We start from the raw sequence: 15,790 nt of genomic DNA, 5'->3' as shown, positions 1-15,790 counted from the left end.
TTACCTGCTATCTTTTGAATAGATGCATTTTCCTCGGACATTAAGTTAGGAGAGAGTGTTGACTTAATAAGGCTTCAATCTTCTTTGGGCTAATTTATCTTAGAGAAGAATGGAGCTTTTTTATTTGGGTTTATTTCGAGATACCTAAATGGCTATATTATTAATGATGCTTTAAGACGCACCTGAAGTGATCCTCACTATTTCTTTGTCTTTATAATACATAATCAAATACCAATACATGGCTAGCTTAGCAAAATCAGGCAGATAACAGCAACCGGAAACCGCGTCCTGAGTTTTTCAATTAACGAGAATTGTTCAAGGAGCCCAATATTCAACATCAGGAGCGCGGTAGCTTCTTCTTTAACTTACGGATCTCATTTATACATTATCCGAATACATGACGAGAGGAAAACTATACAAAATAATCCGTTGGTACAAGAGCTCCAAATAAATCAATGGGTCAGAGCTTACCTTAAATGAGCTCTACGATCTGGTTTCTGGCATCAGCTAGTCCAGCTTCCAATCCATGAGGTCGGATATCCAACCCTTCTGCGTAGATAAACTGCACATCATTGATACCGATAAGCCCCAACACGCTTTGCATATGAGGGGTTACAGTATCAGTTGGCTGGTTGAGGTGAACGCCGCCACGGGAACTAATAACTACAGCACGAACATTCTCTACCAGTCCTGCCGGATATGTTTCAGTGTATTTGAATGTGAGACCAGCACGAACAACCAAATCAAGCCAGTTTTTCAGCTGGGTTGGAATACTCAGGTTGTACATTGGTGCGCCGATAACCAGCAGATCGCTTGATTTTAGTTCGGCGATCAGTCGATCTGACAGTGCCACCACATGACGGGCTCGCTCACTAGGATTTTTCCCCCCACGCAGGGCGCTGAATAATTCGCTATCTAATACCGGTAGATCCATCGTGGTTAAATCATGCTGAATGATTTCATCATCATATCCTTTGGATTTTCGGTCGGAAAGAAAAGCATCAATCAGACCGGAGGTATGAGATTGCTCTCTCATGATGCTGGATTTAAGGACAAGAATTTTTGACATAGTAGGTACCTTGATAAAACACGCTGTTGAATTCGGAGTGAGATCAGCCGGTAAGTTGGGGCAAGCGTGTGTCAGTGTGATTTTCAAAATGAAAATGATTCTACCATTGATGATTTGGCACCATTATTTATAATTATTCCTTAGATTGTTTACTTAAGGGCACCAATGTGGATAGTTCAGACCTCCGTGGTATTTCAATGTTTATTGCCGTTGCCAATTCTGGAAGTTTTGCCGGTGCCGCAGAGAAACTCCATTTAACCCGCTCTGCGGTCAGTAAAACCATTGCGCGTTTGGAAAGTAAAATAGGCGTAACGCTGTTTCAGCGGACGACGCGTAAGCAAAGTTTGACTGATGAAGGGCAGTTATTTTATGAACACTGCCATCGTGCGTTAAATGAAATTCAACGGGCTCAGGACATTCTTAATGAAGGAAAGATTCAGGTCAGTGGTTGTTTGAGAGTATCAGTACCGGTATTGTTCGGTCATTTATGTATTGCTCCGTTATTAACTGAATTGGTGCAGTCTCATCCAAATCTACAGCTCGAAATCTCTTTTAACGATCGGGCGGTTGATTTGATCGAGGACGGTTTTGATTTTGCTATTCGTATTGGCGCCTTACCTGAACGAAGTTCATTGATTGCCCGTCAACTGGGGGAGCACACCATGGTTTTTTGCGCTTCTGCTGATTACCTGAGATGCCATGGTGAACCCAATACCAAAGATGACTTGAGCGAGCATCATGCGGTGGCTTATATCCACTCGGGTATATTGCAGAAATGGCAGTTTATTGATGAAGCCGGTCTTTTGCAGGAGATAAGACCCAAAGCAAAAATTATGATGGACGATATGCAGGCTGTGGCTGATGCCGCAATGCGAGGCGCTGGAATTGCCTGGCTTCCTTACTGGCTGGTTCGTGAACAAATTGCTCAGGGCAAACTCAAGCAGGTTATGAAGAACACCTCTGGGGTTAACTTTCCGATTAGTGTGGTATGGCCTTATACCCAGCGTCTGCCATTAAAAGTCAGAGTGGCCGTTGATAAATTACTGGCGGAACTGCCGGAAAAACTGGTCTTAATAGAATCGGTGTTTGACGAGAGTCAAGCAAACATCACGCCATGATGAGGTTGTTCATACAATGGAAGCATAATTGTTTATTATTTATTCACTCCAACTTGAGTTTTCATTCATCCTGTCCAATACTTAATGTTTTTAACAGAGGGCGTTAATTCGACCTGCTGTAATTTGATCCTGATCATTACTGTCAACAGAGTTATCCACAAGATTGCTATGGCGGTGTATAACCAAAATACGTTTCGCTCTAAAAATGTCGAATTATTATAATTTGAAATTAAAGGGTTTTTTAATTTTAATTATGTCGCATCTAACCCTTGATGTTTTTTTTAGGGTTGATTAGTAAGACCTTTTGAATTTTTTATGCACAGTTAATTATATTATGTATATTATTCGCTCGGTTCCTATTTTTGAGACATTTCAGGCATCTCTGGTGAGTCCTTTTTCTATCGAGCGAATCAGCCTCTGTAGCTTAGGCTGCTGAACGGTTATTTCCTGCTGTTGTCTCCTTTCTAATTGACGGGCAATGGCCCAGTCAATATGTTCATCCAGTACAATATTAATACCTTTACGCTGTTGAAGTGCGCTCATGATTTCGGGCTGATAAGGCGCGTTACCCAAAGCGACACTAATATTTCTTAGCCAGCGAAAATGACCAATTCTACGAATAGGCGAGCCTTCGGTTTTAGCAAGAAACTCCGCCTCATCCCAAGCATAGAGTTCCAGAAGCGGGGGCTGATACAGATACTGACGCGGGTGAAAATCGCTTTCTTCTGTCAGGGGAGCCAGCCGATTCCATGGGCAGGTCATCTGGCAGTCATCACATCCGTATATTCGGTTACCCATAAGTGGACGAAGCTCTTCGGGAATCGCCCCTTCCAGCTCAATGGTCAGGTAGGAGATACAGCGACGGGCATCCACCACATAGGGTTCAACAATGGCATTGGTTGGACAGATAGTCATACAAGCCACGCAGCGTCCACAGCCTTCTTCAACGGGCGTGTCTACCGGGAGAGGAATATCAACCAGCAACTCGCCAAGAAAAAACCAGGAACCGGCTTCGCGGTTAATAGTGAGTGAGTGTTTACCTGTCCAACCAAGACCCGCTTTCGCTGCTAGAGGCCGCTCCATAATCGGTGCTGAATCAACGAACGGACGGAAGCTTAATTGATGACAGTGAGACTGAATTTTTTCACCCAGTTTTTTTAATCGTTGGCGTAATACCTTATGATAATCTCGACCCAGAGCATAACGACTAATATAGCCTAACTGAGGATTACCCAAGGTTCTGGCGAATGCTGCATCGGGCGGGAGATAGTTCATGCGAACGCTGATCACCCGTAATGTGCCGGGTTGAAGCTCGTGAGGTCGGGCTCGCAGCATGCCATAGCGAGCCATCCACGACATATCGCCATGGTATTGGTTATCAAGCCACGCTTGTAGTTTAGGTTCTTCCGACGTCAGATCAGTATCACAGATACCAACCTGCTGAAAACCTAATGCTTGCCCCCATTGCTTGATATGTTGGGCTAATTGATTGAAATCGAGAGGGAGTGACATGGCAGACCATCAGCAGAATCATAACGCTTTAAGTTTACCACATTCTGTATTTAGTGCCGACTGGGTGCGTGAAAATGAGAAGATTGGTGCACGTCATTTAGGCGTTTCCCTATATCAATTGATGGAGAGGGCTGGCGAAGCGGCATTTTTACTCTGTAGAAAACAGTATCCGGATGCCCGGCGTTGGCTGATTCTATGTGGTCATGGCAATAACGGCGGTGATGGCTATGTGATCGCACGCTATGCTCGGCAATATGGGATAGAAGTCACTATTATCGGTTGTGGTGATGAAAATACGTTACCAGCAGAGGCTCGTCAGGCCAGAGAGAATTGGATCAATAACTATGGCACCGTGCTTTCGCATGACGTCCGTTGGCCAGAAAATTGTGATTTGATCGTTGATGGTCTGTTGGGAACCGGTATTCAGTCTGCACCAAAACAGCCTTATAGCGATCTGATTAAGATGGCTAACCATTATGGTGCGCCAATTGTGGCGCTGGATATTCCTTCTGGTTTGAATGCAAATACCGGTATTGCCTGCGGTGAAGTGATCCAAGCTGCGCAAACGCTGACATTTGTAGCGTTAAAACCGGGGTTACTGACCGGGCAGGCAAGGGATGTTATTGGCGAGCTATACTATAATGCTTTGGGATTATCTCGTTGGCTAGCGGAACAAAAAACACCGATTCAACGTCTTACTATAGCGAGCTTGAATCAGTGGATTAAACCTCGTCGTTCCAGCTCCCATAAAGGAGAGCATGGAAAGCTGTTAGTGATTGGTGGTGATATTGGCACCGGTGGCGCAATACGCATGGCCGGAGAAGCGGCTCTGCGCACGGGTTCTGGTTTAGTGCGAGTACTTACTCGCCATGAACATATCGGCCCTATTTTGGCCGCCAGACCGGAGCTGATGGTTCAGGCATTAGATCGAGAAAGTTTAGCGCAAGGCATTGCTTGGGCCGATGTGATTGCTATTGGACCAGGTTTAGGTCTGTCTGATTGGGCTAAGGATGCCATAAAGCTGGTAGCCGAGAGCGAAAAAATAATGCTTTGGGATGCGGATGCGCTTAACCTGCTGGCAATCGTCCCGGATAAGCGGCAAAATCGTATCATTACGCCTCATCCCGGTGAAGCGGCAAGATTATTGCGGTGTAATATAGAACAGATTGAAAGTGACCGCTTACATTCAGCAAAAGAGTTAGCCAGTCGCTATGGTGGCGTTGTGGTGCTAAAAGGTGCCGGAACCGTTATTGCTGATGATGGCGGCCAAATAGCTATTGCCGATGTAGGCAATGCCGGAATGGCATCCGGCGGCATGGGCGATGTGCTATCCGGTATTATTGCCAGCCTTGCTGGTCAAAGAATAACCCCGTTTGATGCGGCTTGTGCCGGATGTGTTGTCCACGGTGCCGCCGGTGATCTTGTGGCACAGCGTCAGGGTGAACGGGGAATGATGGCGACAGATTTGCTGTCGGAAATTCCAAAGCTGGTCAATCCTTGATTAATTAAAGAACGTTCGGGAAGACATGAAACAATTGGTTTTAACATTAGCTGATGAAGCGGCTACTGTCGCATTTGGATCAGCGTTAGCGACAACCTGTGATAAAGCTTGTGTGCTTTATCTTTTGGGCGATCTTGGCGCAGGAAAAACAACGTTCAGCCGCGGTTTTTTACGTGCTTTAGGCCATACCGGAAACGTTAAAAGTCCAACTTATACGTTGGTTGAGCCCTATGCATTGGAAAAATTTACCGTCTATCATTTTGACCTTTATCGCTTAGCGGATCCGGAAGAGCTTGAGTTTATGGGAATCCGTGACTATTTTCAGCCGGATAGCCTGTGTCTGGTGGAGTGGCCACAGCGTGGCGAAGGTATGTTCCCTGCTGCGGATCTGGAATTGCAGTTTAGTTATGACGGTGATGGGCGGCGCGTGGAGTTATCTGCCGGTACGGTTCAGGGAGAACTGATGCTCACTCGTTTGAATAACGCTCCTCATACTTGGCTACAGGGAAAGTAGGACCATGAAAAAAATCGGAATTTGGTTATTATCTCTGGTGTGGCTAGCGATGGTGGGTAACGCCGGAGCAGCATCACTGATTGATATTCAGGTAAATAATAGTGCAACGGAAGCTAAGGTTACGCTGGCATTTGACAGCCAGCCAGTCTATGCCTATTCGAGTCAGAAAAACCCGGCTCGGGTCGTTATTGATGTTCGGCAAAGTGGGCGGGCGGTTCAAGGGCTACCGCTTAAATTTAGCGGGCAGAATATCGTTAACCGAATTACTTCTGGCGCTCCGCGTGATGCCAACAGTATTCAACTGATTTTTGAACTGAAACAGAGTGCGACGGTGAAAGCCAGTTCTGGTAAACAGGGAAACCAGCATCGGGTGGTGTTTACGATTAAGTCAGAGCAAGCTGCCAATACCAAAACGAATACTAATAAAGTAACGCCTGCGCGCAATCAGCAGCCTAAAACCTCTTCAGCTTCAGGTAATAACCCATTCTCCGGCCGCGAGGCGGTGTCGCAGGATGATGTGGTGGTGAAAACGGAGCAACGCCCAGTACGCAGTAAAAACAGCCGCAGTGAGCGGGTGGTTATCGCGATTGATGCCGGTCATGGCGGTAAAGACTCTGGTGCTGTTGGGTTAAACGGGTTGCAGGAGAAAACGGTGACTCTGGCAGTGGCGCGTAAACTAAAAGCGCTATTTGATAACGATCCGGATTTTAAAGCGGTACTGACCCGCGATGGCGATTATTTTATTTCTGTCATGGGGCGTTCAGATGTGGCGCGTAATAAAAATGCTCATCTGTTAGTGTCTATTCATGCCGATGCCGCACCTAACCGTAGCGCCACAGGGGCTTCAGTTTGGGTATTGTCGAACCGCCGTGCCAATACGGAAATGGGGCGCTGGCTGGAGCAGCATGAAAAGCAATCAGAACTGCTTGGTGGCGCGGGTGACGTGTTAGCCAATAGTGAAGCTAATCCTTACTTAAGTCAGGCAGTATTGGATTTGCAGTTTGGCCACTCGCAGCGTGTGGGATATGACGTGGCGGTGAAAGTATTGTCGGAAATGAGGCGTATTGGTTCTTTGCATAAACGCAATCCTGAGCATGCGAGTTTGGGTGTATTACGTTCACCGGATATTCCGTCATTGCTGGTAGAGACTGGCTTTATCTCGAATACCGGGGAAGAACGTTTACTGGGTAGTGCCGATTTCCAGAATAAACTGGCTCAGGCTATCTACAAGGGCATTCGTAGCTACTTTATGGCTCACCCGTTAGATTCAGTTACACCAGCAAAGAAAACCAGCGCGATTTCTACTCCCCAGCAACAAAAAACTCAGGCAACATCAGCCGTTGCTTCGACCTCTCAGGGGAAAACGCAGATTCATGTGGTGAAACGCGGTGAGACTTTATCGCATATCGCGGTAAGCTATGGTTCAACGACCAAAGCATTGGGTGACTTAAATTCGCTGAAAAAAGAGGGAGTTTGGGCCGGGCAACGCTTGAAAGTACCAGCAACAGCCCCCATAACTAATCAAGTCACTGCCTCTGTGAGTAATAAGAGAGCCAACTCCGGTAAAAATGCAGCTTTAGCTAAGGTAAAACATAAAGTTGTTCGGGGTGATACGCTATCGAATATCAGCCGTAAGTACGGAATGAGTATCGCTGAACTGAAACAGCAGAATAATATGTCGTCAGATGAAGTTCGTTTAGGACAGGTTTTGACGATTTCCCGTTCATAGGTATGGGATTATACCAGGAGTTTTCATGCCGATTCAGGTATTGCCACCACAGCTAGCCAACCAAATTGCCGCCGGAGAAGTGGTCGAACGGCCCGCATCCGTGGTAAAGGAGCTGGTGGAGAATAGTCTGGATGCAGGCGCAACTCGTATTGATATTGATATCGAAAAAGGCGGAGCCAAGTTAATCCGTATTCGCGACAATGGCTGCGGTATCAATAAAGATGAACTTTCTCTGGCATTAGCCCGTCATGCTACCAGCAAAATAGCAACGCTTGACGATCTAGAGGCGATTATTAGCCTTGGTTTCCGTGGTGAGGCGTTAGCCAGTATTAGCTCGGTCTCTCGTCTGACGTTAACTTCGCGCACGGCGCAGCAAAATGAAGCCTGGCAGGCGTATGCTGAAGGCCGGGATATGGACGTTAGCATTAAACCTGCCGCTCATCCAGTGGGTACTACGCTGGAAGTGCTGGATCTGTTTTACAATACTCCGGCTCGCCGTAAATTTTTACGCACTGAGAAAACCGAATTCGCCCATATTGACGAAATTATCCGCCGTATTGCTCTTGCTCGCTTTGATGTCAGCATTAATTTGCAACATAACGGTAAATTGGTGCGCCAATATCGAGCGATTAAAGAAAATGAACCGCGTGAACGCCGGTTGGGTAGTATCTGCGGCACCGCATTTTTACAGCATGCGTTATCCATTTCTTGGCAGCACGGCGATCTTAAAATTGAAGGTTGGGTTGCCGATCCGGTTGGAGCACGCACGTTGACCGATATGCAGTATTGCTATGTGAATGGACGTATGATGCGCGACCGCCTGCTTAATCATGCCATTCGTCAGGCTTATCAGACTCAGTTGGCGGAAGATCAGACGCCAGCCTATGTACTGTATCTGGAAGTAGACCCTCATCAGGTGGATGTTAATGTGCATCCGGCCAAACATGAGGTCAGGTTTCATCAATCTCGACTGGTTCACGATTTTATTTATCAGGCGGTGGTGACAGTATTACAGCAGGCTGGTGCCCCTGCGTTGCCGCTGGATGAAAAAACATCCTCAGATACGGCAATAGAGTCGAGCTGGCGTCCTGAAAATCGCCCGGCAGCAGGTGAAAACCGTTATAACCAGCCAGCCCGCAGTGAAACTCATAACGTAACCGATAAAAAACCGGGCATGGGAAGTCGTGGTGCCGAAGCGTATGCACCTCCTGCATCACGTTCTCCTACCTTGATTGCCCGAGAGAACGATGTATATCGCCGCTTGCTGGAAACGGATATACCAACCGAAGAGGCGTCTTCGTCAGCGCATGTAACATCCAGCAAACCGACGCTTTTTCCAGAAAAGACAGTATCGCCGTCAGAGGGAGATGCGCCGGTTAAAGCGGCTATTTTTCCCCATCGCCCAGCCTCTGTTTCACCGGCCCCAGCCTCATTACTGGATAAGTCAGCGGCGCAGAGTTTGGGGCGGGTATTGTCTATCTGGCAGGCAAGCTACGCCATTATGGAACGGGGATCTTCGCTAATGCTGCTGGCTTTACCGATAGCGGAGCACTACTTGCGTCAGGTTCAGCTGTTACCGGTTGCAGAACCTCTTAAGCCTCAACCTTTACTTATTCCGCTGGTGTTAACGCTGGGGGAGAAAGAGAAAAAGGGAATGGCTAACCATAAAGATTTGTTGAGTCATTTTGGCATTAATATTTCCGTCGATCGCAACCGAATTCAAGTTCACGGCGTGCCCTTACCGTTACGTCAGCAAAATCTGCAGCAGTTGCTACCGGCTCTGCTGAGATATTTGGGTGAGAATGACGTGATGGATAGCGCGATGATTGCGGGTTGGCTGGCCGGACGGTTGGCTAGCGAGAATACTCAGTGGACTCAGGCTCAGGCCATTCAGTTGTTGGCAGACCTTGAACGGTTGTGCCCTAACTTGATTATGAATCCACCGTCAGATATGTTGCAACTTATTGATTTACAGCCGGCACAGGCCGCATTAACACATGAATAAATTACCGACCGCGATTTTTTTAATGGGGCCAACGGCGTCCGGCAAAACGGCATTGGCAGCAGAGCTGTACCAACATTTACCCGTTGAGGTGGTGAGTGTTGACTCCGCCTTGATATATCGAGGTATGGATATTGGTACGGCTAAACCGACGGCGGAAGAATTATTGGCAACGCCGCATCGGTTAATTGATATACGCGATCCGTTGGAGGCGTACTCTGCCGCTGAATTTCGTCATGATGCTTTAAAAGAGATGGCTGACATTGTTGCTGCCGGGCGTATTCCTCTTTTAGTTGGTGGAACCATGCTTTACTTTAAGGCGTTATTAGAAGGCTTGTCTCCGCTACCTTCTGCCGATCCTGCGGTGCGTGAGCGCATTGAGCAAGACGCTGCCCGATTAGGGTGGGGAGCGTTGCATCAACAATTATTGCAGATAGATCCCGTTGCGGCGGCCAGAATTCATCAAAATGATCCACAACGATTGAGCAGAGCACTGGAAGTTTTTTACATTTCAGGTAAAACTTTAACAGAACTAACACAAATAGCTGGTGAAGCGTTACCATATCGTGTACATCAGTTTGCGATAGCGCCTTCTTCTCGTGAGTTGCTACATCAACGGATTGAAGCGCGTTTTCATCAAATGATAGCTGCGGGTTTTGAAGATGAAGTTAAGGCTTTGATGGCTCGTGGTGATTTACATACGGATTTGCCGTCAATTCGTTGCGTGGGTTATCGGCAAATGTGGATGTACCTGCAGGGAGAGATAGACCATAGTGAAATGGTTTATCGGGGAATTTGCGCAACTCGTCAGCTTTCTAAGCGTCAAATGACTTGGTTACGTAGTTGGTCAGAAGTAAATTGGTTGGATAGCGAACAACTGCAGCAAGGGCTGGAAAGAGTTACAGATGCCATTAGTGTATAGACTTATGATTGTGTACAATTAATACGTTCTATACTTTAATGTACTTAATGGCTTTGTTGGGTACGTAATATATCGATTTTGCGCAGTTTCTTTTAGGGCCACTGGCTCTTGGTAACAGACAACAATATATAAGGAAAAGAAAAATGGCTAAGGGGCAATCTTTACAAGACCCGTTTTTAAACGCACTGCGGCGTGAAAGAGTACCGGTTTCTATTTATCTGGTGAACGGTATTAAGTTACAAGGCCAAATTGAGTCTTTTGACCAGTTCGTTATTCTGTTGAAAAATACGGTGAGTCAAATGGTGTATAAACACGCGATCTCTACCGTAGTACCTTCTCGTCCTGTATCTCATCACAGCAATGCGCCTGCTGGTGCTGGTAACGTTGGTAATTATCAGGGCGGTACGCAGTCACAACAGGAAGATGATGTATCTGAATAGATTATTGCGTTATTTGCTTTTGAGGAGCCATGCACTTGTTTGACCGATATGATGCCGGAGAGCAGGCGGTACTGGTGCATGTTTACTTCTCTCAAGAAAAAGATACAGAAGATCTCAGAGAGTTTGAGTCTCTGGTTTCTTCTGCGGGAGTGGAAACGCTGCTGGTTGTAACCGGCAGTCGTAAGGCACCACATGCCAAGTACTTTGTTGGTGAAGGTAAGGCTCAGGAAATTGCTGATGCCGTACACGCCACGGGTGCGACGGTGGTGTTGTTTAACCATTCACTCTCTCCTGCTCAAGAGCGTAATCTTGAGCGACTTTGTGAGTGTCGAGTGATCGATAGAACCGGGTTAATCCTCGATATTTTTGCTCAACGAGCAAGAACTCATGAAGGTAAATTACAGGTTGAGCTGGCTCAGCTTCGCCATCTGGCTACCCGTTTAGTGCGGGGATGGACTCACCTTGAGCGTCAAAAAGGCGGGATAGGTTTGCGTGGCCCTGGTGAAACTCAGCTGGAAACTGACCGACGCCTGCTACGGGATCGAATTCGTCAGATTCTGGGGCGGCTGGAAAAAGTTGAAAAGCAGCGTGAACAAGGAAGACGCGCCCGTATGCGGGCCGATATTCCTACTGTTTCGCTGGTAGGGTATACCAACGCAGGGAAATCAACCCTATTCAATTGCATCACTACCGCCGGTGTTTATGCTGCAGATCAGCTATTTGCTACGCTTGATCCAACGCTGCGCCGTATTGATGTAGAAGATGTTGGCGTAACCGTGTTGGCAGATACCGTGGGCTTTATTCGCCATTTGCCTCATGATTTAGTGGCAGCGTTTAAAGCAACATTACAGGAAACTCGGCAGGCATCTTTACTATTGCACATTGTTGACGCGGCTGATGGTCGAATTGATGAAAATATTGCAGCGGTTAACGATGTTTTAGCTGAAATTGAAGCCGATGAAATACCTGTTCTGTTAGTCATGAATAAGATTGATATGCTGGAGGATTTTGCTCCGCGTATCGATCGCGATGAAAATAATTTACCGTTCAGGGTTTGGCTATCGGCTGAGTCTGGGGATGGTGTTGATTTGTTGTTCCGTGCGTTAACGGAACGTCTTTCCGGTGAAATTGCACAATATGAACTGAAGTTACCCGTAGCTGAAGGGCGGTTGCGCAGTCGATTTTATCAGCTTCAGGCCATTACCAGAGAGTGGATTGAAGAGGATGGAAGCATCGGTTTGGTAATTAGGATGCCAATCGTTGATTGGCGTCGCCTCTGTAAACAAGAGCAGGCTTTGGAAAACTTCATCGTTTAAATAAGACCTGTTAGATTGTGCCCGATAAAACGATCGTAAATATGAGTGGAGCTAAAACATGGCGTGGAATCAGCCCGGTAATAATGGCCAAGACCGCGATCCGTGGGGGAGTGGCAACAATAACAACCCCGGGGGTAATAACAGCGGTGGACCTAATAAAGGTCGCGGCCAGCAGTCGCTGAATCTGGATAATATCTTTAGTAAATTAACCGGACTATTGGGTAAAGCTGGTAGCGGTGGCAACGGTGGTAATAGTAGTGGTGCCCCAGCGATGGGTGGCCGCGTGTTTGGTATCATTGCTGTTGCACTGGTGGTGATTTGGGCTGCCAGTGGTTTCTATACTATTAAAGAAGGTGAACTGGGCGTTATTACACGCTTTGGGCAGGTTCAACCTCAGATGGTTGGGCCTGGTTTGAACTGGAAACCAACCTTTATTGATTCGGTTAGACCGGTTAATACCAAAGCGGTACGCGGTCTGGCTGCATCAGGCATTATGCTAACGTCCGATGAAAACGTGGTACGTGCTGAAATGAACGTGCAGTATCAGGTTTCCGATCCGATTAAATATCTGTATCGCGTAACTAACGCGGATGACAGCTTAAGTCAGGCTACGGATAGCGCTTTGCGCTCGGTGATTGGTAAGTACACCATGGATCGTATTTTGACTCAGGGTCGTACTATCGTTCGTGACGATACCAAGCAAGAGCTTGAAAAAACCATTCAGATTTATGATATGGGACTGAAAGTATTAGACGTTAACTTCCAGGCAGCTCGACCGCCTGAAGAAGTTAAGGCGGCATTTGATGACGTGATTAACGCGCGGGAAGATGAGCAGCGCTATATCCGTGAAGCGGAAGCTTATGCGAACGCTGCTCAGCCGATTGCTAATGGTAAAGCTCAACGTCTGATTGAAGATGCTAAAGCGTATGAAGCCCGTACTGTGTTAGAAGCAGAGGGTGAGGTTTCACGTTTTGCCAAGTTATTACCTGAATATAAAGCGGCACCGGATATTACCCGTGAACGTCTTTATATTGAAACCATGGAAAAAGTATTGGGTAAAACCAATAAAGTTCTGGTGGACGATAAGAGTAATAACCTGATGGTTCTGCCACTGGATCAATTGATGCGTGGTAAGTCATCAACCGTATTACCTGCTGCGGCACCTCAGGCTAGTACTGAAATCCCGACAGCGACGTCTCAGTCTTCATCTCCGTCTCCTATGGTGACGAATAGTAAGCCTGATACCACAAGACGCTCAACGGCATCACAAAGCAGTAATAAAGTTACGAAAGAGCGTACTGATGCTTACAATGACCGCCTTAGTTCTATCGGCTTAGGAAGAGGATAATCACTGATGCGTAAATTACTTATTCCTATTATTGTTATTGTCGTCGTAGGTATTTTTACTTCCCTGTTTGTTGTGGAAGAAGGAAGCCGCGGGATTGTATTACGTTTCGGTAAAGTGTTACGTGATTCACAAGATAATCCGAAAGTTTATGAACCGGGTCTGCATTTCAAAATGCCATTAATTGATTCGGTAAAACTGTTGGATGCACGTATTCAAACTATGAATAATCAGGCTGACCGCTTTGTTACCAAAGAGACTAAAGACCTGATTGTTGACTCTTACGTGAAGTGGAAGATTACTGACTTTAGTCGTTATTACCTGGCAACGGGTGATGGTAATCGTGCCAATGCGGAACGTATTTTAAATAGTAAACTGAGTGACCGCCTGCGTTCTGAGATTGGTCAGCGTGATATTAAAGATTTAGTGACTGACTCCCGTGGTCAGTTAATGCAGGACGTTCGTAATGCATTGAACAATGGTTATCAGGATAAGCCATCTGAAACTCCAGCGGTTGAAGCAGCGAATACTGATACAGCTCCAGCGGCAGATACGTTGCCGGTTGATAACAAACTGCCTTTAGTTAACGCTAACAGCATGGCTGAGCTGGGCATTCAAGTTATCGACGTGCGGATTAAGCAGATTAACCTGCCAACTGAGGTTTCTGATGCGATTTATCAGCGTATGCGTGCAGAACGTGAAGCGGTAGCTCGTCGTCATCGTTCACAGGGTCAGGAAGAAGCTGAAAAAATTCGTGCCTTGGCTGACTATCGTGTTACTAAGACTATCGCAGAAGCAGAGCGTGAAGCGCGTATGACCCGAGGTACCGGTGATGCGACAGCGGCTAAGCTGTTTGCCGATGCATTCAGCCAGAATCCTGATTTTTATGCCTTCATTCGTAGTTTACGGGCATATGAAACCAGCTTTAGTGGCGGCAACGATGTGATGGTACTTCGTCCGGATAGTGAATTCTTCCGTTATATGAAGTCGCCATCTGTTGGGCTGAAGCAGTAAGTTCTCAAACGAATGTAATAGGTCAGGATGAGTTAATCTGGTCTATTTTATAAAACGGTCTCCTTAATAGGAGGCCGTTTTTTTATTAGATAACATTCTTTTGGGGTGATATTAGCGAATCATTTATTGCTCTTATAGATATATTATCAATAAGACTTATTGTCGGAAAAGGAATAGGAGAAGAGCGATAAATGGTACTGCTTTAGTGTTTCATGGGAGGGAATAGGGTATTTACTTTTTATGGAAGCTGAATGGATATCATTACTATCTATTAATATGCTATTTAGATTGATTATTTATCGTCTTCGGCTAACTTTAAATGGATTATATTTTTAATAAATTATATTAATTTAAGGAGGAATGTTATTTTAATAATAGGATTGATACAACTGTATAATTTAAGCCTATTATATTTAACACACTTTATAATTTACTAGTGGGTTTTATATTGTATTTCCCTATGGTTTTTCATTTGATAGCCTTTTATTGAAAAGCATTTGTAACTAAATATTTCTCTTTTGGTGTCGATTTTCAGCGGTTTTTCTAAAATAACAGAGATCTTGAATGCTATATTGTTAATACATTGTTTATATTGAGCTGATTTATCAATATTATTGAGCTGTTATTTGCCCAAACTGTCTATTACTTAGCAGGCTAAGTGCTTGTGGTGTATACAAGTTGTTGTTTTTATCTAAACCTTAAATGAAACGGTTATATCCATTCTGTATCGTGGATATGTATAGGTGCTGTAACTGGTATTATCTATTTTTCTTGATGATTTAATTAATTTATATTACATAAGTAAATTATTATTTTTTATTTTAACTCCTTATTCTATAAGGTGGATTTCATTAATATAATTCCTTTTTAATTTAATATTTTATTTATATTTTTATTTTATATTTTTATTAAATTTATTTTATATAAACAAAAACTTGTTTTTAATTAAACTTTAATTTTATTATCTTTTTATAAACTATTTTCCGTTGTTGTTAAAATTATATTGTTCATTAAATTCATGTGGTTATGTTTTTTTATTTTTGTTTTTTTAGAGGAAGTAAGAAAATTTACTTTTTTATCTATCAAATAATGGATTTCTATCGAGAATATCAATTTGATGAAGGGTCTGTGCGGCAACTACTTTTTAATATGGATATCACTCTAATTTGTATCCATGTGTGGTGGAGTTTATTAATTTCATCATTATTTATTGTTGTGCGTAGAGTAATGGAAATGAATAAAATATATCGAGTTATATGGAATAGCCATTTATGCCAATGGGTTGTTGCTTCCGAATTATGTCGGGGG

Annotated in this window: 12 protein-coding genes and 1 pseudogene; 11 read left to right on the top strand and 2 right to left on the bottom strand. The window is 45.0% G+C overall.

The annotated features are described in order from the left end of the window. Positions 1-472: 472 nt before the first annotated feature. Positions 473-1,069 carry an FMN-dependent NADH-azoreductase gene (locus BMZ28_RS02980; protein WP_074820545.1) on the bottom strand — a complete coding sequence of 199 codons (597 nt, stop codon included), beginning with the start codon at positions 1,067-1,069 and terminating at the stop codon, positions 473-475. Positions 1,070-1,266: 197 nt separating this feature from the next. On the opposite strand from BMZ28_RS02980, the gene BMZ28_RS02975 reads away from it, so the two are divergent. Further along, a complete protein-coding gene (locus BMZ28_RS02975) occupies positions 1,267-2,187 on the top strand; it encodes a LysR family transcriptional regulator (RefSeq protein WP_074820543.1) in 921 nt (306 codons plus the stop codon). 372 nt (positions 2,188-2,559) lie between these two features. Here the strand turns inward: BMZ28_RS02975 and queG are convergent, their stop codons facing one another. Next, entirely contained in the window at positions 2,560-3,699 is a 1,140-nt protein-coding gene (queG, locus tag BMZ28_RS02970; RefSeq protein ID WP_074820541.1) for a tRNA epoxyqueuosine(34) reductase QueG, read from the bottom strand. Here queG and nnr point away from each other — a divergent pair. The 10 genes and pseudogenes from nnr to BMZ28_RS17655 all read left to right on the top strand — a co-directional run. Next, a complete protein-coding gene (nnr, locus tag BMZ28_RS02965; protein ID WP_074820540.1) occupies positions 3,698-5,200 on the top strand; it encodes a bifunctional ADP-dependent NAD(P)H-hydrate dehydratase/NAD(P)H-hydrate epimerase in 1,503 nt (500 codons plus the stop codon). The genes queG and nnr overlap by 2 nt on opposite strands. 25 nt (positions 5,201-5,225) lie before the next feature. Next, the gene (tsaE, locus tag BMZ28_RS02960) at positions 5,226-5,714 is read left to right on the top strand and encodes a tRNA (adenosine(37)-N6)-threonylcarbamoyltransferase complex ATPase subunit type 1 TsaE (RefSeq protein WP_047779767.1); all 489 of its coding nucleotides are present in this window, start codon (positions 5,226-5,228) and stop codon (positions 5,712-5,714) included. Between the two features lie 4 nt (positions 5,715-5,718). After that, the gene (gene amiB / locus BMZ28_RS02955; RefSeq protein WP_074820537.1) at positions 5,719-7,443 is read left to right on the top strand and encodes an N-acetylmuramoyl-L-alanine amidase AmiB; all 1,725 of its coding nucleotides are present in this window, start codon (positions 5,719-5,721) and stop codon (positions 7,441-7,443) included. Positions 7,444-7,468: 25 nt separating this feature from the next. Then, on the top strand, positions 7,469-9,448 hold the full coding sequence (gene mutL, locus BMZ28_RS02950) for a DNA mismatch repair endonuclease MutL (RefSeq protein WP_074820535.1): 1,980 nt from the start codon (positions 7,469-7,471) through the stop codon (positions 9,446-9,448). Beyond that, on the top strand, positions 9,441-10,367 hold the full coding sequence (miaA, locus tag BMZ28_RS02945) for a tRNA (adenosine(37)-N6)-dimethylallyltransferase MiaA (RefSeq protein ID WP_047779770.1): 927 nt from the start codon (positions 9,441-9,443) through the stop codon (positions 10,365-10,367). The genes mutL and miaA overlap by 8 nt, the downstream gene beginning before the upstream one ends. 143 nt (positions 10,368-10,510) lie before the next feature. Continuing rightward, entirely contained in the window at positions 10,511-10,807 is a 297-nt protein-coding gene (hfq, locus tag BMZ28_RS02940) for an RNA chaperone Hfq (protein ID WP_047779771.1), read from the top strand. Between the two features lie 35 nt (positions 10,808-10,842). After that, complete coding sequence (gene hflX, locus BMZ28_RS02935; RefSeq protein WP_074820645.1) at positions 10,843-12,123, top strand: ribosome rescue GTPase HflX; 1,281 nt, start codon at positions 10,843-10,845, stop codon at positions 12,121-12,123. Positions 12,124-12,181: 58 nt separating this feature from the next. Further along, entirely contained in the window at positions 12,182-13,471 is a 1,290-nt protein-coding gene (gene hflK / locus BMZ28_RS02930) for an FtsH protease activity modulator HflK (protein WP_047779772.1), read from the top strand. Between the two features lie 6 nt (positions 13,472-13,477). After that, positions 13,478-14,482 carry a protease modulator HflC gene (gene hflC / locus BMZ28_RS02925; protein ID WP_047779773.1) on the top strand — a complete coding sequence of 335 codons (1,005 nt, stop codon included), beginning with the start codon at positions 13,478-13,480 and terminating at the stop codon, positions 14,480-14,482. A gap of 1,026 nt (positions 14,483-15,508) precedes the next feature. Continuing rightward, positions 15,509-15,766 (top strand): annotated as a pseudogene (locus BMZ28_RS17655) (ESPR-type extended signal peptide-containing protein); the annotation flags it as partial. Positions 15,767-15,790: the final 24 nt, after the last annotated feature.

This window comes from Pragia fontium DSM 5563 = ATCC 49100 (genome assembly GCF_900112475.1).
Classification (GTDB): Bacteria; Pseudomonadota; Gammaproteobacteria; order Enterobacterales; family Enterobacteriaceae; genus Pragia; species Pragia fontium.
This window is presented reverse-complemented; position numbering and strand designations above follow the sequence as displayed.